This is a genomic window from Mucilaginibacter achroorhodeus, assembly GCF_007846095.1.
In the GTDB taxonomy this organism is placed as follows: Bacteria; Bacteroidota; Bacteroidia; order Sphingobacteriales; family Sphingobacteriaceae; genus Mucilaginibacter; species Mucilaginibacter achroorhodeus.
Genome location: NZ_VOEI01000008.1, coordinates 1 through 19,986, shown reverse-complemented (window position 1 = coordinate 19,986; position 19,986 = coordinate 1). Strand labels below are relative to the sequence as shown.

At 44.1% G+C, this 19,986-nt stretch carries 17 protein-coding genes; 10 read left to right on the top strand and 7 right to left on the bottom strand.

Features of this window, described 5'->3' with window-relative positions:
• Positions 1-97: 97 nt before the first annotated feature.
• Positions 98-907, top strand: coding sequence for a carboxylesterase family protein (locus FPZ42_RS17975; RefSeq protein WP_146273254.1), 810 nt, complete (start codon positions 98-100; stop codon positions 905-907).
• A gap of 51 nt (positions 908-958) precedes the next feature.
• Here FPZ42_RS17975 and FPZ42_RS17970 read toward each other — a convergent pair whose 3' ends face one another.
• Both FPZ42_RS17970 and FPZ42_RS17965 read right to left on the bottom strand, forming a co-directional pair.
• Entirely contained in the window at positions 959-1,294 is a 336-nt protein-coding gene (locus tag FPZ42_RS17970; RefSeq protein ID WP_146273253.1) for a hypothetical protein, read from the bottom strand.
• Between the two features lie 199 nt (positions 1,295-1,493).
• A complete protein-coding gene (locus FPZ42_RS17965) occupies positions 1,494-2,897 on the bottom strand; it encodes a tetratricopeptide repeat protein (RefSeq protein WP_146273252.1) in 1,404 nt (467 codons plus the stop codon).
• Positions 2,898-3,136: 239 nt separating this feature from the next.
• Between FPZ42_RS17965 and amaB the strand changes: the two genes are divergently transcribed.
• Together amaB and FPZ42_RS17955 are read left to right on the top strand one after the other, a co-directional pair.
• Positions 3,137-4,678: an L-piperidine-6-carboxylate dehydrogenase gene (gene amaB / locus FPZ42_RS17960; protein ID WP_146273251.1), complete on the top strand. Its 1,542-nt coding sequence runs from the start codon at positions 3,137-3,139 to the stop codon at positions 4,676-4,678.
• A 27-nt stretch (positions 4,679-4,705) separates the two neighbouring features.
• Complete coding sequence (locus FPZ42_RS17955) at positions 4,706-6,352, top strand: S8 family serine peptidase (RefSeq protein ID WP_146273250.1); 1,647 nt, start codon at positions 4,706-4,708, stop codon at positions 6,350-6,352.
• A gap of 152 nt (positions 6,353-6,504) precedes the next feature.
• Here FPZ42_RS17955 and FPZ42_RS17950 read toward each other — a convergent pair whose 3' ends face one another.
• Complete coding sequence (locus FPZ42_RS17950) at positions 6,505-8,193, bottom strand: pyruvate dehydrogenase complex dihydrolipoamide acetyltransferase (RefSeq protein ID WP_146273249.1); 1,689 nt, start codon at positions 8,191-8,193, stop codon at positions 6,505-6,507.
• Between the two features lie 40 nt (positions 8,194-8,233).
• Complete coding sequence (gene pdhA / locus FPZ42_RS17945) at positions 8,234-9,229, bottom strand: pyruvate dehydrogenase (acetyl-transferring) E1 component subunit alpha (protein WP_146273248.1); 996 nt, start codon at positions 9,227-9,229, stop codon at positions 8,234-8,236.
• 451 nt (positions 9,230-9,680) lie between these two features.
• On the opposite strand from pdhA, the gene FPZ42_RS17940 reads away from it, so the two are divergent.
• Together FPZ42_RS17940 and FPZ42_RS17935 are read left to right on the top strand one after the other, a co-directional pair.
• Complete coding sequence (locus FPZ42_RS17940) at positions 9,681-10,271, top strand: C40 family peptidase (RefSeq protein ID WP_146273247.1); 591 nt, start codon at positions 9,681-9,683, stop codon at positions 10,269-10,271.
• A gap of 66 nt (positions 10,272-10,337) precedes the next feature.
• Complete coding sequence (locus FPZ42_RS17935; RefSeq protein WP_146273246.1) at positions 10,338-11,459, top strand: CapA family protein; 1,122 nt, start codon at positions 10,338-10,340, stop codon at positions 11,457-11,459.
• A gap of 3 nt (positions 11,460-11,462) precedes the next feature.
• Here FPZ42_RS17935 and FPZ42_RS17930 read toward each other — a convergent pair whose 3' ends face one another.
• The gene (locus tag FPZ42_RS17930; protein WP_146273245.1) at positions 11,463-11,648 is read right to left on the bottom strand and encodes a hypothetical protein; all 186 of its coding nucleotides are present in this window, start codon (positions 11,646-11,648) and stop codon (positions 11,463-11,465) included.
• A 287-nt stretch (positions 11,649-11,935) separates the two neighbouring features.
• Here FPZ42_RS17930 and FPZ42_RS17925 point away from each other — a divergent pair, with 287 nt between their 5' ends.
• The 4 genes from FPZ42_RS17925 (at position 11,936) to FPZ42_RS17910 (ending at position 15,622) form a co-directional block, all read left to right on the top strand.
• Complete coding sequence (locus FPZ42_RS17925; protein ID WP_146273244.1) at positions 11,936-12,388, top strand: 3-oxoacyl-ACP synthase; 453 nt, start codon at positions 11,936-11,938, stop codon at positions 12,386-12,388.
• A 147-nt stretch (positions 12,389-12,535) separates the two neighbouring features.
• A complete protein-coding gene (locus FPZ42_RS17920; RefSeq protein WP_146273243.1) occupies positions 12,536-12,958 on the top strand; it encodes an RNA recognition motif domain-containing protein in 423 nt (140 codons plus the stop codon).
• 188 nt (positions 12,959-13,146) lie between these two features.
• Positions 13,147-13,710 (top strand): ribosome recycling factor, encoded by a 564-nt coding sequence (gene frr, locus FPZ42_RS17915; protein WP_146273242.1) that lies wholly within the window; start codon positions 13,147-13,149, stop codon positions 13,708-13,710.
• 157 nt (positions 13,711-13,867) lie between these two features.
• Positions 13,868-15,622, top strand: a complete 1,755-nt coding sequence (locus FPZ42_RS17910) for an ABC transporter ATP-binding protein (RefSeq protein WP_146273241.1) — start codon at positions 13,868-13,870, stop codon at positions 15,620-15,622.
• Between the two features lie 165 nt (positions 15,623-15,787).
• Here FPZ42_RS17910 and FPZ42_RS17905 read toward each other — a convergent pair whose 3' ends face one another.
• Both FPZ42_RS17905 and FPZ42_RS17900 read right to left on the bottom strand, forming a co-directional pair.
• Positions 15,788-17,104 carry a carboxypeptidase-like regulatory domain-containing protein gene (locus tag FPZ42_RS17905; RefSeq protein WP_146273240.1) on the bottom strand — a complete coding sequence of 439 codons (1,317 nt, stop codon included), beginning with the start codon at positions 17,102-17,104 and terminating at the stop codon, positions 15,788-15,790.
• Positions 17,094-17,666 carry an RNA polymerase sigma factor gene (locus tag FPZ42_RS17900; RefSeq protein ID WP_146273239.1) on the bottom strand — a complete coding sequence of 191 codons (573 nt, stop codon included), beginning with the start codon at positions 17,664-17,666 and terminating at the stop codon, positions 17,094-17,096. The genes FPZ42_RS17905 and FPZ42_RS17900 overlap by 11 nt, the downstream gene beginning before the upstream one ends.
• Positions 17,667-17,753: 87 nt before the next feature.
• Here FPZ42_RS17900 and FPZ42_RS17895 point away from each other — a divergent pair, with 87 nt between their 5' ends.
• Positions 17,754-19,694 carry a vWA domain-containing protein gene (locus tag FPZ42_RS17895; protein WP_146273238.1) on the top strand — a complete coding sequence of 647 codons (1,941 nt, stop codon included), beginning with the start codon at positions 17,754-17,756 and terminating at the stop codon, positions 19,692-19,694.
• Positions 19,695-19,986: the final 292 nt, after the last annotated feature.

Here is a 19,986-nt window from a genome sequence, read left to right as displayed (position 1 = left end):
ATTTTAAGCGCGCTTTTAAATATTTTAGGAATATTTAGATAGAAAGGCTTTAATTTACGTTAAGTATAACTTAACTACCTGTACAAATTCTATCTAAATGAGTATCAAAAAAATTAAATTGATAGTAATGCTGGGTATCACGTACCTGGCATTGCCTTTTTATACGCAAGCACAAATAAAGCAGGACCTCTCGGCTTTTGACAAAGGCACTTACGCCAGCAAAACAGATACCCTTCCTTACCGAATACTCTTTCCCCGGCATTTTGATGCTAAAAAGAAATACCCATTACTATTTGTATTGCACGGGGCGGGCGAACGAGGGAATGATAATACCGCCCAGCTCGCTTATGGTACGGGAATGTTATTAAATGATACCTTACGCGATAAATATCCGGCCATTGTAGTTTTGCCGCAATGCCCCAAAGATGGTTATTGGAGCAACGTAGATATCCAAAAAGATGATACCGGCAAACGCACCTTTCATTTTAAAGAAGGCGGTGACCCCACGCCGGCTATGCATGCACTATTAGGATTGGTTGACCAGTTTCTGGACAAACCTTACGTAAACAAAAAACAGGTGTATGTTGGCGGCCTGTCTATGGGCGGCATGGGAACGCTTGAGATATTGAGGCGTAAACCAAAAGTGTTTGCCGCAGCTTTTGCCATGTGTGGTGGCGATAATACCAACAACGTTGAGAAATATGCTAACCGCGTACCGTTATGGATATTCCACGGAGCTAAAGACACTGTTGTACCGATAGATCACTCTGAGGCGGTAGTAGCGGCTCTAAGAACAGCCGGTGCCGAGCCAAAGTTTACTATTTACCCAACGCTCGGTCATAACTGCTGGGACAAGGCATTTAGTGAACCCGATCTGATACCTTGGTTATTTTCAAACGTTAAATAATAACAAAGGCGACCGCTTAGCGGTCGCCTTTGTTATATCATGTCAATCAACTTAAAAGATCTCGTCTTTATCGGCTGTTGAATCAGATTTGCCGTCGTTATTAGTAACGTGGTTATCGGCATTAGAAGCGGTGTCAGGTTCGCTTTCACTCAGGTCGGCTTCATCAGCTTGTGTATCTGCTACTGTGCCATCGTTGTTAGTTACCTGTTCCGATTCCTCATTATTGGTGATCACTTCCCTTTCGGCTGCATTTACTTTAGGATCATTATCTGTGTTCTTTTTCGGAGATTTGTTGCCCGGTGTTGGGCTATCTGGCGTTTTCATAAGCTTAGTTTTAGAGAACAACGCACCGCTTTGGCGGATGTTTGAAAAGAATATTGATCGCATAATTGACTACCTCAGTCTGATCCGCCAGTCGGCGGATTTGATCCCTCCCCCCTGCTACAAGCAAAAGAGATATAGGAAGGATTTTCTTTCCCTCTTTACGCTTGTGTAGAGAGGGTCGACGAGCGTTAGCTAAGTCGGGGTGACTCAACAAAAAAGCCGGGCATATGCCCGGCTCAATAATTTAATTATCCACCGCTCATTACCTTGTGTAGCGGTTAATAATATCGATGATCACTTTATTTTCCTGCAATTGCGGCAGGTAATCGAATAGGATGTATCGTTTCTCCGGGTCTGCAGCCAAAGCCATCTCCAGTTGGTTAAGGGCCTCGTTGTATTCGCCTTTAGCAAACAGGTAAGCAACCATACGGTAATAAAGCTCTGCCGCATCGGGGTTGTTCTTTATTGCCTCTGCAATAACTTCAATGGCATCAACAAGGCGCTGCTGCTCGTATAATATTGATGAGTAATCCAACCACGCATCAACATCAAGCGGGTTAAGTTCAACCACTTTTTCGTACGCATGTTCTGCCTCTGTTAAATGGCCAAGTTTGTATTCCGCATCGGCTATGGCAAACCAGTAATCAGCATTCGCAATGTCCAGGTCGAGCGCTTTTTTGTAAAAGTGCAACGCCTCAAAATAGCGCTCTTCAAAATCAAGCGTAACACCAATACCAAACCATGCGTCAGCAAGTTTCGCATCCATTTTAACCGATTTCTTGTAGAAGGAACGCGCTTCGTCCATTTGCTCCAGCTTCTCGTAGCATTCGCCTATGGCGCAATAAGTATCGGCGTTAGGCTGCTCGTACTCAAAGGTTTGGCGGTAAACCTCAATTGCCTCAGCATATTTCTCCAGGTTAACCAAGGCGTTACCTTTATTAAAGTACGCTGATGCAAAGCTGTCTTTGATGAGGATGGCATAGTCGTAAGCGTCTATAGCTTTCTCAAACAGGCTAAGCTTGGTAAAGGCATTACCGAGGTTATACCAGGCTGCATAGCTGTATGGTTCATTATCGATGTATTGCTGATAAAACTGTACGCTTTCTTCCTGGTTGTCCATCACATCGTAACAGAAAGCCAGCTCATAAAGCGCATCCTGGTTCTCCATGTTCTGCTTAAGGCAAAGCTTAAGGTAGGTTATGGCCGTGTCATAGTCGCCCATGTTTTGATAAACGTAGGCTATGTGCAGTAATATCTCGTCGGTTTCCTCGGCAAGGTCAAGGGCCTTTTCGTAGTTCTCAAGCGCTTCGGTGTTGCGCTCCATACTCTCGTATAAATTACCTCGTATGATATAAATATCGGCATCACTGGCTTCTAACATAGCAGCCTTGTCCAGTGCAGCAAAAGCTTCATCGGGGCGGTTCATCACCACTAACAGTTGGGCTTGCTTTACCAAAAATACAGATGCAAACGGGTGCTGATTGCGCGCATACTCTGATACCTGCAGCGCTTTAGCAGGGTCGTTTTTTTCTATGTAGTAGTCGATAATGTTCTCAAATGCCTGGGCATCAAAAAAGTACTGATCATGATTTCGAATCATCTCTTCGTACCGCTCAACCGAAAACTTCGGGTCTTCGGAAAAGCCAAATTCAAATTCTTCTTCCATTCAAGTTTATTTAAGAGAACACTATTTTGCCGGTACAGGCGTCGGCCTCATCCGGTTTAAACTCATGTTTAAATTACAATATTAAGCCTCTCAAGGGCAATTAAGTTTTCAACATATGCACATTATTAACAGCTGTTAATACAAATGCCTGATTGATAAATAATAAGCGTTTGTGCCGGCAGTGGATGAGTGTTGTGATTGCCCTAAAAGATTTTCTAACTTTGACAAAAGTACCTATTATGAGCCTACCTATAAAAGATGTTCTCAATCATTTACATATAAACGACATAAACCCATCGTTTAGTACAGGTAATAGCTGGTGTAATACCGGTGGTGGTACTGTACAGGATATCCATTCGCCTGTTGACGGCCAAAAGATAGCTTCTGTTACATTTGCTACCGAAGAAGAATACAACCAGGTGGTTGATACCGCTATTAAAGCGTTTAAAACATGGCGACAAATCCCTTCGCCCAAACGTGGCGAAATTATAAGGCAGATAGGCGAGCAGTTGCGCGCAAACAAGAAACAACTGGGTACTTTGGTATCATACGAAATGGGCAAAAGCCTGCAGGAAGGTTACGGCGAAGTACAGGAGATGATTGACATCTGCGATTTTGCTGTAGGCTTAAGCCGCCAATTGTATGGATTGACTATGCACAGCGAGCGCCCCAACCACCGCATGTACGAGCAATATCACCCATTGGGTGTGGTAGGCATTATTTCCGCCTTTAATTTCCCGGTAGCGGTATGGAGCTGGAATGCTATGCTGGCCTGGGTATGTGGTGACGTTTGCGTTTGGAAGCCATCAGAAAAAACACCTCTCACAGCAATTGCCTGCCAACGCATTGTGCAGGAAGTATTTAGCCGTAACGGTGTTGATGAGGGCGTTAGCTGCCTTGTAATTGGCGATCATAAAATTGGTGAGCTAATGAGTAATGATACACGCGTACCGTTGATATCTGCAACAGGCTCTACCCGCATGGGTAAAGCGGTTTCGGCTGCAGTTGGTGCACGCCTCGGTAAAAGCCTGCTGGAGCTGGGCGGAAATAACGCGATTATCATTACCGAAAATGCCGACCTGGATATGGCACTTATTGGCGCTGTATTTGGTGCCGTGGGCACTGCCGGGCAGCGTTGTACCACAACACGCCGGTTAATTATCCACGAGAGTGTTTACGATGCCTTTAAACAAAAGCTGGTAAATGCGTATGGTCAGATAAAAATAGGGAACCCGCTTGATGAGGCTAACCATATGGGGCCGCTGATAGATGCCGATGCGGTTGCAGCTTACCTGGATTCGATAGAAAAATGTAAAACAGAAGGCGGCCATTTTATTGTTGAAGGCGGCAGGTTAGAAGGTGAAGCTTACCGATCAGGATGCTATGTAAAACCTTGTATTGCGGAGGTTGAAAACCACTACAAAATTGTGCAGCACGAAACATTTGCACCCATTTTATATTTGATAAAGTACAAGGATATAGATGATGCCATAGCGCTGCAGAACGGTGTGCCGCAAGGGCTGTCATCTGCTATTATGACCAACAGCCTGCGGGATGCAGAAAAATTCTTATCCTCCGCGGGATCTGATTGTGGCATCGCTAACGTTAACATAGGCACATCAGGTGCGGAGATCGGTGGCGCATTTGGCGGTGAAAAGGAAACCGGCGGCGGCCGTGAGAGCGGTTCTGATGCATGGAAAGTATACATGCGCAGGCAAACGAATACTATAAACTATTCTAAAACGTTGCCTTTAGCGCAGGGCATTAAATTCGACCTGTAATTTTAATTGAAACACTTAAATTTAAATATGCACCAGATCTGCAAGAATCTCACCGGCGCATTAGTAGGCGCTGCTCTATTAATAAACCTTAACGCAAACGCACAAGTTGCACCAAAACCAGCGGCAGAGTTGCCAAAAAGCTGGCACCTTATGGACCTTAATACCGACGGTTATTTCGGTATCAGCCTTAACCAGGCATACCAGTTTGTAAAGGGCAAAAAAAGTAAGCCGGTTGTAGTTGCAACTATCGATAGCGGTATTGACACCGCACAGGCAGATCTTAAACCCGTACTTTGGATAAACACCAAGGAGATACCGGGCAATGGTATCGATGACGATAAAAACGGCTATGTTGATGATATACACGGCTGGGACTTTTTAGGTGGCCCCGGAGGCAAATGTGATTTTACCGAAACTACGGAGGAAGTTCGCGAGTACAACAGACTGAAAGGCAAATACGAGAACCTTACCAGCGCACCTGCAGGCAGCGAAAAAGAGTTTGCTTATTGGGAAAAGGTAAAACTTACCCGCACCGAAACTGTGAACAAATCATCGGAAGAGTTGAAACAGTTACAGCCTATACTGAATGCTTTGATGGCAAGCAGCGGATACGTGAAACGTGCGCTGAACCTAAAATCGGACGGGACATTTAAAAAGTCTGATCTGGCAAAGATCACTACTGCCAATGATACCGTTACCCAAAGCAAAAACGTTTGGACATCTGTATTTGAGCAGGAGGGTGGTGATGAAACGAATGCGAAGATCATTAATGACCTAAGTGAGTATCTGCAAAAACTTAACAACGACGTTAACCCTGACCTTGATGCCCGTAAGCGCATAGTAGGTGATGACCCTAACATGCAGGACGGAAAGCCTTATGGTAACAACATCTTAAAGTTTGCTGATGCTGAACACGGTACCGGCGTAGCAGGCCTGATAGGCGCTGTACGCAATAATAAGTATGGTATTGATGGTGTGGCCAGTAACGTACGCATTATGGCCATTAAAGCGGTTCCTAATGGCGACGAATACGATAAAGACATTGCCAATGCGATCCGCTATGCGGTTGATAACGGTGCCAGAGTAATTAACATGAGCTTTGGTAAAAAGTTATCGCCACATAAAGCATGGGTTGATGCCGCGTTTAAATACGCAGCTGATAAGAACGTATTGTTGGTGCAAGCTGCCGGTAATGATAACCAGGATGTAGACGTAAAACCGCAGTTTCCGAATGATACTTTTGAGGATGGTTCTGTGACTGATCTGGATAACGTGATCAGTGTTGGTGCTTCTGCAGCCCGGAAAGACGCAGAACTTGCCGGCTCTTTTAGCAACTACGGGAAAAAGAATGTAGACGTATTTGCGCCGGGTGTAAAGGTTACTTCTGTAAACATGGATGCAGAATTTAATACTGCTGATGGTACCAGCTTCGCGTCACCGATAACTGCCGGTGTTGCAGCTTTGATACTGGAATACTATCCAAACCTGAGTGCTAAACAAGTGAAACAAGCTATCCTGGGTTCGGCTACGCCACTTACTGGTATGATGGTACTGAAACCGGGCAGCAAAACTGATAAAGTTGATTTTACCACGCTTTCAAAAACAGGTGGTATTGTTAATGCTTACAAAGCTTTGGTACTGGCATCTAAAATGACACCTGAAGCAGGTAAGTAAGAGCATCGAAACAAGATAAAATAAATAAACAAGGCCCGACTGCAGTCAGTCGGGCCTTGTTTGTTAAGAGCTTTTGCTTAGCTAAATAATGGCCACAAAAAAAGCGATGAGATGCATCTCACCGCTTTTGCTTTTAACTTCAGTCTTCAGACTTATATCAACAGCCTTACAGGCTCTTCTAATAATGATTTAAGCGTTTGCAGGAATGCTGCAGCTGTTGCACCATCAACCACACGGTGGTCGGCGCTTAGTGTAACCTTCATAATGTTACCAGCCACTACAGCACCGTTCTTAACAACAGGTACTTGTTGGATACCGCTAACCGCGAGGATACAAGCATTTGGTGTGTTAATGATGGCAGTAAACTCGTCAACACCAAACATACCTAAGTTTGATATGGTGAAGGTTGAGCCTTCCATTTCTGCAGGTTGTAATTTTTTAGATTTTGCTTTACCGGCAAACTCTTTTACTTCGGCAGAGATGTGGCTTAATGATTTACCATCGGCAAATTTGATAACCGGTACCAATAAGCCCTCATCAACCGCAACGGCTACACCTACGTGTACGTGTTGGTTGGTACGGATGGTATCGCCCTGGAACGATGAGTTAATTGCAGGATGCTGGCGAAGGGCAACAGCAACAGCTTTAACCACAAAGTCGTTAAATGATATTTTAACCGGGGCAATGTCGTTCATTTTAGTACGCGCAGCAATTGCCTGGTCCATATCTATAGACATGGTAACGTAGAAATGCGGCGCGGTAAACAAACTTTCAGATAAGCGGCGGCTGATAGCCTTACGCATTTGCGTAACCGGTCTTTCGCTGAATTTCTCTTCGCCGGTAAATGTTGGCAAAGTGATCGGCGCTTTATCTGCAGCAGGGGCAGATGCACCTTGTGCGGCCGGAGCGCTTTCTGCAGGTTTTGCAGAAGGAGTAAAGCCTTCAACGTCTTTTTTGATGATACGGCCGCCATCGGCAGAGCCTTTAACATCATTAAGGTTGATGCCTTTTTCTTTAGCGATCTTACGTGCTAACGGAGACGCTTTAACGCGGCTGTCATCAGCAGTTGAGCCTTGTGCTTCGTTTGAAGCAGCGTGGGCAGAAGCAGCTTCGGCAGCAGGTTTTTCTTCCTGCGTTGCAGGAGCTGATGCCTGGCCATCGGCGCCATCAGCATTATCCAGTAAAGGCTGTATATCAGTACCTTCTTTACCAACAATGGCTATAATATCGTTTACTTTAGCAGCTTCGCCTTCTTTAACACCAATGTAAAGCAGGGTTCCCGCTTCATAACCTACTACTTCCATTGTTGCCTTATCGGTAGCAACATCAGCTAATGAATCGTCAGCTTTTACTTTATCACCAACCTTAAAATTCCATTTTTCAATGGTACCCTCGGTCATGGTATCGCTAAGCAAAGGCATACGTATTACCGTAGCCGGGATGCTTGATGTATCTACTTTTGGTTTTGCTGACGCAGATTTCTCTGCAGCTGCAGCAGGTTTCGACTCTTCAGCTGCAGCAGGTTTTTTATCTTCGGCAGGTTTTTCTTCCTTGGCAGGTGCAGTATTGCCTTCGCCTTCTAAAAGCGCTTTATAATCTTCACCCTCTTTACCTAAAACGGCAATAACGGCATCAACCGGGGCAGCGCTACCTTCTTGTATACCTATATACAAAAGCACACCATCCTGGTACGATTCAAAATCCATGGTAGCTTTATCAGTTTCGATCTCAGCCAAAACATCGCCGGATTTTACTTTGTCGCCAACCTTTTTATGCCATTTAGCTACCACACCTTCGGTCATGGTATCGCTCATTTTAGGCATTTTAACTACTTCAGCCATATATTGTGATGAATTTTGTTAATGTGATCAAATAAATTTGTTAGTCGCGGATGTAAGGATAATCCTGCTGAACGTAAACATCAGTGTATAATTCTGATGCCTCTGGCCATGGCGATTCCTCTGCAAATTTTACGGCCTCTTCTACCTGGGCCTTAATTTTCGCGTCTATCTCTTCAAACCACTTCTCATCAGCATAACCGTTTTTCTCGATAGCAAGTTTGGTGATCTCGATAGGGTCTTTGGCTTTGTAGCTTTCAAGCTCTTCCTTGGTGCGGTACTTTTGCGGGTCGCTCATTGAGTGGCCTTTGAAGCGGTAAGTGCGCATTTCAAGGAAGGTAGGGCCTTCGCCGCGGCGTGCGCGTTGCACAGCCTCGTCCATAGCGTTGTGAACAGCTACCGGATCCATGCCATCAACCGGTGATGAAGGGATACCGTACGGAAGGCCTAATTTATAAATATCAGTTTGTGCAGTAGTGCGCTCTACAGATGTACCCATTGCATAACCATTGTTCTCGCAAATAAATATAACAGGCAGTTTCCAAAGGGCAGCCATGTTAAATGTTTCTGTTAAAGCACCCTGGCGAACGGCACCATCACCCATGTAGGCAATGTTTACGTTATCGGTGCCTTTAAATTTTTCGGCAAATGCAATACCTGCACCCAGTGGCACCTGGCCGCCCACAATACCATGGCCGCCATAGAAATGGTTTTCTTTGTCGAACATGTGCATTGAACCGCCTTTACCTTTTGAGCAGCCTGTTGCTTTACCATACATCTCTGCCATAATAGCATTTGGCGATGTACCTTTTGCTAAAGCGTGTGCGTGATCGCGGTAAGCAGTGATCATGCTATCCTCATGGCGGATAACAGACATGGCGCCGGCTAAAACAGCTTCCTGGCCAATATAAAGGTGACAGAATCCGCGTATCTTTTGCTGACCGTATAATTGACCGGTCTTCTCTTCAAATTTACGCATCAGTAGCATAGACTCGTACCACATCAGGTAGGTGTCTTTAGTTATTTCGATTGAACTCATTTATCAATTAAGGTTGCTATGAGAAAGTGCAAATCTAATTATATCCTGCAAATAACCGAAACTGCAACAAATTTGTTGTTTAAAATTGACACTTTGTGTGGTTGTGACGCGTTGGGCAAATTTGTTGTTGCCAAAATTCTCAAAATATACTTTGGATAACAGACATTTAGCCACTAAAGGTATGCTGTAATAATGGTTAAACACATAATATTCTTTTCAGAAAAAAATTATGCGTACATATTATTTGTGTAACTGATTTTACATGAAACTCGTACAATAATTTTACCGTACAATGAGTTTTGTTAACAGGTGTTTAAAAATATTTACTTAAACGATTTTCAAATATAATTTGGATAATTGGATTAAATGGATAGTTTTGTACCCAACAATAGACATACTGTCCAGTTTAAGAAACATTTGTCGCCCTAATTCGACAAACCAAAGTGATTAAATGAAGAAAATTACAATTGCTATTGCACTATTTTTGAGCACATTAGCTGCTCAAGCTCAAACAAAAAGCGTTCCAACTCCGGCAGCCGATGCTGCAGAGCAGGAGAGTTTAGCAAAGGATTACCTTTCTCAAATTATGGGTGTTGCGGTTTCTGCAACCTCAAATATGAAGCTTTTCCATTTTGTGTACGATTGGATCGGAACTCCGTATCGTTTCGGTGGTAGCTCTCGCAGGGGTATCGATTGTTCGGCCTTTACAAAGCAATTATACAGCGACGTATTTAATATGTCTATCCGCCGCAGCTCTCGCGATATTTTCAGCATGGTGAGCCCGGTTGGTAAAGATGATCTTAAAGAAGGTGATCTGGTATTCTTTAAAATACACAGCCGTAGCATTTCGCACGTAGGTATTTACCTTGGCAACGGCAGGTTTGCACACGCATCATCAAAAGGTGTAGCTATCAGCAACCTTGATGAAGCTTACTACAGCCGCTACTTTTACAAAGGTGGCCGCATATTAGAATCATTTAAGAACGAGTTTACTTCTTCGGCATCAGCTGACGATAAATTCGATGAAAAGCCGACTAACTAATTAAATATACCTAAATTGAATTCCAAATCCTTTCATAACCATGAAAGGATTTTTTTATGCCCATATATGAACTACCGGTTAGTAATTTATTTGGCATTAATTGCACTTTTTTCTGCTTGTGGCCAGCGCTCCGCAAGAAAACAATCTGCAGATGTTGTTAACCGTACAGCTAAAGATATTAAAGCAGATACAAGTTCATCTGGTACAGATAGCCTAATTACCATTGTGGCAGTTGGTGATATTATGTTGGGTAGTTCATACCCCGACAGTACAGGTTTGCCGCCTGATGATGCAAAAGGCACTTTTAAATACGTGATCAAAGATCTTAAGGACGCCGATATTGCGTTTGCCAATTTGGAGGGCGTGCTGCTTGATACCGGCGCCCCGGTTAATTATAAACTCAAGTTTAAACACGCACCGTATTTATTCAGGATGCCGGAGCGATACGGGAGTGTGATAAAAGCTGCCGGCTTTAACCTCATCAGTGTTGGCAATAACCACTCTAATGATTTTGACCTGGCTGGCCGCAAAAGCACTGTGAAGGTTTTAGATAGTTTGGGGTTAGCTTTCGCGGGGTTTAAAAGCCAACCTTTAAAGGAGTTTACTGTAAATGGTGTTAAGTATGGCTTCTGTGCCTTTTCGCCGAATGCGCAAACGGTATCATTACTGAATATAAAGCACGCACAAAAAATCATCAGTAAGCTTAAGGCGAACAATGATGTTGTGATCGTATCGTTTCACGGTGGAGGCGAAGGTGTAGGCTATGAACATGTTAAAGATTCTGTAGAATTATTTAAAGGGGAGAACCGCGGAGATCTTGTTCAATTTAGCCATGCCGCAGTCGATGCAGGTGCAGACCTGGTGATAGGCCACGGCCCGCATGTAGCCCGTGCAATGGAACTGTATAAAAACAAGTTGATTGCTTACAGCCTTGGTAATTTTGCAACTTACAAAGGTGTTAGCGTAAGCGGCATATGCGGACTGGCACCATTGTTAAAAGTGAAGCTAAATAAAATGGGAGAGTTTGTGACAGGGCAGATAAAATCATACCGGCAAGACCACTTTGCCGGTGTAAAGCCTGATACTTTTTTCCGCGCAGCGCGAAAGATAAAGTCACTTACTGAAACTGATTTTTTGCAGCCCGGCATCAGCATATCCGATACCGGGACTATTACTCGTGTAAAATAAAATTTATGCTTCGTCTTTGGTGTTGCGGATAAGGCTGATACCCGTTGAAAAAAAGATAATAGATATTACACCGATAACAATAAGAGTAGTTGCGGCACCGGTATGTTGTATTATTTGCACGCCTGTGTAGATCAATCCGATGATTCCCAGTACGGTTAATACAGTTCCGAAGGTACGTTTTAGGTTCATTGTTGTTTCAATTAATTTAATGTTACCACACATTAACTAAATTTCAGTACACATTGTTTTATAGGGATTTATGTAGGCATTGCTTTTTTTATTATCATAAATATGTAACTTTCCCCAATCTCGATGTACTATTTTCTAAAACGTGTACGTTAGAGATGGTGTAAGTGCCTCGCATTTACATTGTGATAAGGTTTAGGTTGAAAGTCCCCTGGCAGCGAGTGCCGGGGGCTTTTGTTTTTAGGCCTTTAGTATCTTCAGCAAATACCCCATCTTAGCCCCCAATATTTATGAGCGTACTAAAAGAGCAGTTACATCAAGCCTGCGTTGCGTATGTGCAACAACGAATACAGGCAGCAACCGAAGCTATTGAGCAGGCACAGCAAGCACAAACCGATGATACCAAAAGCAGCGCAGGTGACAAATATGAGACCGGCCGCGAAATGGCCCAGCAGGAAAGTAACCGCAATGCCGCCCAACTGGCAGAAGCTAACAAGCTGATGGTAGCCCTTAACAGGATATCAACCAACGGCAATTTGTTAACCGCTGAAGCAGGAAGTGTGGTTGCTACAGATAACGGCAGCTTTTATTTAGCAGTAAGCGCAGGCATACTATCAGTTGATGGAAAAAGCTACTTTGCGGTCTCAGCCGCGTCTCCCATTGGCTTACATATCAAGGGTAAAACAGCTGGTGAAAAGTTCAGCCTAAATGGCAAAGACTATAATATCCTCTCGGTGGAATAGTAAATATGCCCGTAAAGCACTTATTTTCAAAAAATAAAAACATTTAGTTTAATAATTATTTGTACAAGTGATTACTTTCTATTCTATATTTGGAGAAAACAAAACTTAATGCCGGGCTACGAACCGGTGTGCTAAATTAAATTTTTAATGAACATATTCGTTGGAAGCCTTCCGTACTCTTTACAGGAAGCAGATTTACAAGAGCTTTTTGAAGCTTATGGTGAAGTTACCACCGCAAAAATTATTATTGACAGAGAATCAGGAAGAAGCAAAGGCTTTGGATTTGTTGAAATGTCGGACGATGAAGCTGCTCAAAAAGCGATCGCTGGCTTAAACGGATCACAAGTTGCTGGTCGTTCTATCGCGGTTTCACAAGCAGAGAACAAAAAGCCTGCAGGTGGCGGTGGTTTCGGCGGCGGTAATCGCGGTGGCGGTTATGGCGGCGGCAACCGTGGCGGCGGTTACGGCGGCGGTGGCAACCGTGGCGGTGGCGGCGGTTACAGCGGCGGTGGCAACCGTGGCGGTGGCTACTCAAAAGATAACGGCAGAAGCGAAGATCGCTGGTCATAATATTAAAAGAAGTTAAGGCATCGGTATAGCACCGGTGCCTTACTTATTTGCACGCTATTGAACAATGGCGTGATTTTTTATGCGCTATTGTGGCGGCATGGCCTGTGGTTTGCGCTTTTTGAAAGTGCAGGCGCCGTAAGGTTAGTCGCTTTGATAGTTTTTTTTATTTTTGTGAAAAATTTAATACGATGAGCGAACTCGTTAAGAAACAAATAAATGATGCAAAAGCTTTAATGGAAAAAGCTATTGCCCATGCTGATAGCGAAATGAACAAGATACGTGCAGGTAAAGCAAGCCCTGCCATGCTGGATGATGTTATGGTTGAGTACTACGGTACACCAACCCCGCTTAGCCAGGTTGGCAGTGTGAACACGCCTGACGCACGTACCATTGTTGTGCAGCCATGGGAAAAATCACTTTTGCCGGCTATCGAGAAAGCTATTAAAGATGCTAACCTGGGTGTTAACCCACAAAACGATGGTGTTATCATCCGCATCAACGTACCACCACTTACCGAAGAACGCCGCCGTGACCTGGTTAAAAAAGCCAAGGGCGAGGCCGAGAACGGTAAGATCGCTATCCGCAACATCCGTAAAGATGCTAACGAGAAAATTAAAAAATCTAAGGCTGACGGTGTATCAGAAGATGAGATAAAAGTAGGTGAAGCTGAAGTTCAGAAACTGACAGACGCTTACATTGTAAAGGTTGACCAGCTAACTGAAGCTAAAGAAAAAGATATCATGACTGTTTAATTCAGAACGGTTATTATAATTAAAAAGGGATGGGCTATTATAGCTCGTCCCTTTTTTGTTGAAGCTATTTGGTTTTGCCGACAAATAACCGCATTGTCATATTAAAGGAGCTGATGTAAATGCAGACTGGCCTTTACTTATTTTTGCATTCGAAAAAATGAATATACTTATCAGTTACTTAAAAAAGCACCGCTGGATAGTTGTCCTGGCGTTGTTTTTAGCAGCCATGAACATCGGTTTTTCGCTGCTTGACCCATATATAACAGGTCACATCGTAGATAACGTTATCGAAAAACATGGCAAGTTGCAGGAAAGCGAATACTTACATCGGGTATTAATGTACGTGGGCTTAGCTATAGGCGTTGCTATGATATCCCGTATAGCCAAAAACTTTCAGGATTATTTTACTAATATCATTACCCAAAAGGTGGGTGCAGAAATGTATGCCGATGGTTTAAAGCACTCTTTAGAACTGCCTTACCAGGTGTTTGAAGACCAGCGCAGCGGCGAGACCTTAGGCATTTTGCAAAAGGTACGTTTAGACTGCGAGAAGTTTATCACCCAATTCATCAGCATCCTATTTGTTTCTATCATCGGGATGGTGTTTGTAATGGTGTATTCGGTATCTATAAGTTACCAGGTGCTACTGGTTTATTTTGCCGCTATACCTATCATCTCTTTTGTAAGTATGGCCATGAGCCGCCGTATTAAACGTATCCAAAAGAATATCGTAGCCGAAACCACCGCATTGGCAGGTTCAACAACAGAATCGTTAAGAAACATTGAGCTGATTAAAAGTTTAGGTTTGGCCAAGCAGGAAATAGCCCGTTTAAATACCACCACCTACAAAATATTAGACCTTGAACTAAAAAAGGTAAAGTATGTGCGCAGCATGAGCTTTGTGCAGGGCACAACTGTGAACCTGGTGCGCAGCGCTATGGTGGTAGTTTTGCTGATGCTTATTTTTAGAGGAAATATTTCCGCAGGGCAGTATTTTACCTTCCTCTTTTATTCATTCTTCCTGTTTAACCCTTTACAGGAATTGGGGAATGTTATTTTAAGCTGGCGTGAGGCTGAAGTTTCGTTAGGTAACTTCAAAAAAATATTAAGTACGCCGATCGATAAAAAGCCTGAGAAACCTGTGTTGTTAGAAAGAGTGCATAAGCTAACCTTTGCCGATGTGAGTTTTAAGCATCTAACCGCTAACCGAAACGCATTGAATAATATAAGCTTTAATGTAAATACAGGTGAAACTATTGCTTTTGTTGGTCCATCCGGATCCGGTAAAACTACGTTGGTAAAACTGTTGGTTGGCTTGTACCAACCAGGCAATGGCGACGTGCTTTACAACAATATACCGAGTAAGGAAATAGACCTTGATCAGCTTCGCGAAAAAATAGGCTTTGTTACCCAGGATACGCAATTGTTTTCCGGCACAATACGTGAGAACCTGCTGTTTGTTCGCCCTGATGCTACGGATGAGGAATGTTTGATCGTGTTGCAACGTGCGGCCTGCCAAACACTCATGGCCCGTGCTGATAAAGGCTTAGATACCGTGATTGGTGAGGGCGGCGTAAAAGTTTCAGGTGGCGAAAAGCAACGTTTATCCATTGCCCGCGCCCTGCTGCGCAGACCGGATATCCTGGTGTTTGACGAGGCTACTTCATCATTGGATTCCATTACAGAGGAAGAGATCACCCATACCATTCGTGATGTATCAGTGTTGAACGATCATATCACTATCCTTATCGCCCACCGCTTATCAACCATTATGCATGCCGATTGCATTTACGTATTGGAGAAAGGTAACATTGTAGAAGCAGGCAAACACCATGACCTGTTAGACCAAAAAGGCCTGTACTACGCTATGTGGCGCCAGCAAATAGGTGAGAAGCATACGGTAGATGCGTAGATGACGGATTAATACACTGTAATATTTCGAACGAGCTGCGACGAAGAGAGCCGGAACAAAGTGTAGCTTATCGAAGATAAATCTTCTGAGGCGTTACTTACATCCCAGAAGATTTGTCTTCATACCTCGTTCCAAATGATGTTTTTTGAAGTTTTTAAGTCCTTATTAGTCGTCCCGTGAAAATTTCACAGTCAGTTTAACCACCTCGGGTTTACCATTAAGATTACCAAACCAGTTAGGGCCATTTTGTACCAGGTCAATGGCTTTCTTGTCAGCTGCGGGGCTAAGGCTTTTCAAAACATTAACGTTGCTGATCTGCCCGTTCGGTTCAAAAGTGATACTTAGTTGTACATTACCTGCTTTTTGGCTTTCGCCTACAATCGCTTCTCGTTTCAGATATTCTTGATAAGCTTTCCATCCGGTTTTAGGTTCTGCTTTCGAGCCGCTACGCTTGGCATTTGTAACAACCACTACTTCGCTCAAGGTTGCTGCTGATTCATGTAACGCCACTTTAACACTATCGCCGGGTTTTGCAGGAAGCACTTTTTTATCAAAGCCGATAAAATTGTAAACCACTTGGTCTTGTGGGGAAACATCGTGCAAGGTAAAACGGCCATTGGCATCAGTAGTAGTGCCAATGCTTTTGCCTGCAATCTGCACGGTAGCACCGGGTATCGGCGCGCCTGCATCATCTGTAATTTTGCCGCTGATATTTGTAGGTAAGTTAGCTGCCATCAGCGCTGCAGTTGCCCTTGCCGATTGCCGGTCTCTTTCTTTATACGTAACGCCTTCTGCTTTACTCCTCAGCATGGTAACTGCCGATGGTTTTTTGTTTATGGCGATATTGGCACCGCCTAATATAGTGTCCTGACGCTTGCCGGCACTATATCCATAGTTAGCAGAATCCATCTTGACCGGGGTTTGAGCAGTGTAGTTATAATATCCTTGCTGAACAATTCCTGCTGACGAATCGGCTTGTTCGATCTTTAGACCGGGTTGTATGGCTACCTCTCTCAAACTTCTTGGGGTAGGTAACCTCTGGTTAGTGTAACTGTGTTTCTCAGTAACAATTGGCGCTGATATGAACCTTTTGTTGGTTTGTTTTGCTGTCGGGGTAGATGGCTCTACAGGAGCTGAGAGCTTGGCAGGCTGATTGACAGCAGTAAGTGTTGTTGGTTTATCGGGGTTATCACGCATAAATAATAAACCCGCAACCACAAAAAAGCCGATGACCGATGCGGCAACAGCCATAGTGCTCCATGGTAAAATTCTGCGCACCTTGGTCTGTGTACGTTGCTGCAGTCGTTCTCTCAGGGTTTCGAGGTTCTGCTCCTGATCAGCAGATGCGGCGTAGCCATCCAATGCATCGGCCAGGAAAGGGTCGTCCTGTGCCTCACGCTCCAGTTGGTGCATGGCTTTGCTTTCCAGCTTACCTTTAAGGTAGTCCTGTATCTGCGATATGTCGGCCCTTTTATCTTTCACTATTTTTCTCTAAACAGATCTTCAAATTGCGTTTGCCGTTCTGTATATAACTTTTTACTTCGTTCATGCTGTAGCCGGTTTCGTCGGCAACTTCTTTATAGCATTTCTCGTCAAGATAAAACAACTTAACGCTTTGCTGCTGTGCAGGCGTAAGTTTTTCCAGGCAGCGTTCAAGCGCCTGCATGGCTTGTTCCCTGTCTTCAGTATCAGGATGCAAAACCGGGGTAAATTCCATAAAGTCATCAAGCTCTACGGTCTCCATTTTTTTGCTGGCGCGTAACTGCATTAAACAATGGTTACGGCTAAGCACATACAGCCAGCTCCTAAAATGCTTTATATCATGTTGATGCACCTTTCGTGCCAACTCCTCAAAAATGGCCATTACGGCATCCTGCGAGGCATCCTCATCCTTTAAGTATTTAAGCGCCACACCATAAACCAGCGGCATATAACGCTCATACAGCTTACCCAGCAACTTAAGGTCGTGGCTATCGCGATAGCTTTTTAGCAGCTGCTCGTCGTCGGTATCTTCTGGTTTGTTGGGCCGGTTAAAAAACTTCATTAAGACAGATGCTGCAAAATAATTTTTTTAAATGGCTTATGGAAATCTCTTGTACGCTGCATCCTACAACAAAAAACCGATGGAATTATGAAAAAGTTAATGATCGTCCTAACCCTTTTTGTGTCGCTTGCGGCGTTTAAACGCGATACCAGCACACGCACTATTACCGGTACTGTAACTGATGCCGGTGATGGCCAAACGCTGCCAGGCGTTACAGTTTCTGTGCTGGGATCAAAAATTGGAACTCAAACCGATGGAAACGGCAAGTACAAGCTGAACGTACCGGCCAATGCTAAAACCATCAGCTTTGCCTTTATCGGCTTTCAAACCAAACAAGTTGCCATTGGCAAAAGCAACGTTATTGACGTGAAACTTAAGGCAACAGCTACTCAATTGAGCGAAGTGGTTGTAAAAGCTTATCAGCCTCAAAAAAAAAAGTCTTTTACAGCAAGCATGGCCGTTGTAATGACTGACAAAAAATTAAGCGGCCGAGTTGCAGGCCTATCCATCTCAAGGGCTCAGGTGGTAGGGAACAACGGCTATTATAATTACAATGTGCCCGCGCCTGTAGCCGATAATGAAAGCTACAAAGGCTTGACCGAAAACAAATTTACAAACTCGGTAAACGAACCGCTTTCAACTTTTTCCGTCGATGTGGATGCAGCATCATACAGTAACATTCGCAGGTTTATTAACGGCGGGCAAATGCCTCCTGAGGATGCCGTGCGTGTTGAGGAGATGATCAACTATTTTAAATACGACCTTGCCGGCCCTAAAGATAATGAGCCGGTAGCCATCCATACCGAACTGTCATCAGCTCCGTGGAATCCTAAACACCGCCTGTTGCGCATTGGCTTAAAGGCAAAAACAATCCCTACCAACAACCTCCCTCCGTCAAACCTGGTGTTTTTGATAGATGTATCGGGCTCTATGAGCGATGCTAATAAATTACCATTGGTGCGGTCGTCACTTAAAATGCTGGTAGATCAGCTTCGCCCGCAGGATAAGGTTGCCATGGTGGTTTATGCCGGCGCGGCCGGTGTTGTGCTGCCATCAACAAGCGGCGATAAAAAAGAGACCATCAAAAATGCCATTGATAACCTTCAGGCAGGCGGCTCAACTGCAGGCGGTGCGGGCATAAAACTCGCTTATAAAATTGCTGCCGAAAACCTGATGAAAAAAGGTAACAACCGAATTATCCTGGCTACCGATGGCGATTTCAACGTAGGCGCATCAAGTGATGAGGATATGGAGAAACTGATTGAGAAAGAACGCGAAAGCGGTATCTCATTATCTGTTTTAGGTTTTGGTATGGGTAACTACAAAGACAGCAAAATGGAAACACTTGCCGATAAAGGCAATGGAAATTATGCGTACATAGATAATGCCACCGAGGCCCAAAAAACGTTGGTGAGCGAGTTTGGGGGCACCTTATTTACAGTTGCCAAGGATGTAAAGCTGCAGATAGAGTTTAACCCCGGCAAAGTACAGGCTTACCGCTTGTTAGGGTATGAAAACCGTGTGCTGGATAAAGAAGATTTTAACGATGATAAAAAAGATGCAGGCGACATGGGCAGCGGCCATACGGTTACCGCATTCTATGAAATAATACCGGTGGGTGTTAAGGATGGTTTTGCAGCAAGTGTTGATCCACTGAAGTATCAGAAAGTACAGCAGGTTAAGGCAGATCTTAATCCGTCTGCCGAAATGATGACCATCAAATTCAGGTATAAAGAGCCTACTTCATCAGCGAGCAAACTTAGCCAGGCTGTGGTGTATGATAAGTCGGTTGACTTTAAGCAAACCTCAAGCGATTTTAAATTTGCTTCGGCAGTGGCAGAGGTGGGTATGTTGCTGCGCAATTCTAAATTCAAACAAAAAGCCAGCTTTGACCATGCCATTGCCACCGCACGCGAAGGTAAAGGCAGCGACAATGAAGGCTACCGCGCCGAGTTTATCCGCCTGGCAGAAAGCGCAAAGGCTCTAAGCACGTCGAACGCTATTGCAAAGGTGGACGATGAAGACTAATTAAGCCCGCTGACCTGTCAAATAATTAGTGTTCACGTTCACGCCATGAACGTTTGTGAACACCTTGAATGCTGACCCGTCCTGGAAAAAGTTTACAGATTAATGAATTAATACTGCGGTGAATTTACACTTTATCATTTAATACTGATGGATGTTGATCCTTCATTTTGTTCAATCATTCATGATAGCCTCCTTTCTGTGTGGTTTCCGGTAATAGTTCTGCCATTTTCGTTTCAGCTCACCGGTTTTCAGGTGGGCTTGCTCGGGTGTCATCATTTCAATGCTGCTGTGC

Coding starts and splice junctions, on each gene's coding strand:
- FPZ42_RS17975 (WP_146273254.1), top strand. CDS start 98: ATGAGTATCAAAAAAATTAAATTGATAGTAATGCTGGGTATCACGTAC.
- FPZ42_RS17970 (WP_146273253.1), bottom strand. CDS start 1,294: ATGCGATCAATATTCTTTTCAAACATCCGCCAAAGCGGTGCGTTGTTC.
- FPZ42_RS17965 (WP_146273252.1), bottom strand. CDS start 2,897: ATGGAAGAAGAATTTGAATTTGGCTTTTCCGAAGACCCGAAGTTTTCG.
- amaB (WP_146273251.1), top strand. CDS start 3,137: ATGAGCCTACCTATAAAAGATGTTCTCAATCATTTACATATAAACGAC.
- FPZ42_RS17955 (WP_146273250.1), top strand. CDS start 4,706: ATGCACCAGATCTGCAAGAATCTCACCGGCGCATTAGTAGGCGCTGCT.
- FPZ42_RS17950 (WP_146273249.1), bottom strand. CDS start 8,193: ATGGCTGAAGTAGTTAAAATGCCTAAAATGAGCGATACCATGACCGAA.
- pdhA (WP_146273248.1), bottom strand. CDS start 9,229: ATGAGTTCAATCGAAATAACTAAAGACACCTACCTGATGTGGTACGAG.
- FPZ42_RS17940 (WP_146273247.1), top strand. CDS start 9,681: ATGAAGAAAATTACAATTGCTATTGCACTATTTTTGAGCACATTAGCT.
- FPZ42_RS17935 (WP_146273246.1), top strand. CDS start 10,338: ATGAACTACCGGTTAGTAATTTATTTGGCATTAATTGCACTTTTTTCT.
- FPZ42_RS17930 (WP_146273245.1), bottom strand. CDS start 11,648: ATGAACCTAAAACGTACCTTCGGAACTGTATTAACCGTACTGGGAATC.
- FPZ42_RS17925 (WP_146273244.1), top strand. CDS start 11,936: ATGAGCGTACTAAAAGAGCAGTTACATCAAGCCTGCGTTGCGTATGTG.
- FPZ42_RS17920 (WP_146273243.1), top strand. CDS start 12,536: ATGAACATATTCGTTGGAAGCCTTCCGTACTCTTTACAGGAAGCAGAT.
- frr (WP_146273242.1), top strand. CDS start 13,147: ATGAGCGAACTCGTTAAGAAACAAATAAATGATGCAAAAGCTTTAATG.
- FPZ42_RS17910 (WP_146273241.1), top strand. CDS start 13,868: ATGAATATACTTATCAGTTACTTAAAAAAGCACCGCTGGATAGTTGTC.
- FPZ42_RS17900 (WP_146273239.1), bottom strand. CDS start 17,666: ATGAAGTTTTTTAACCGGCCCAACAAACCAGAAGATACCGACGACGAG.
- FPZ42_RS17895 (WP_146273238.1), top strand. CDS start 17,754: ATGAAAAAGTTAATGATCGTCCTAACCCTTTTTGTGTCGCTTGCGGCG.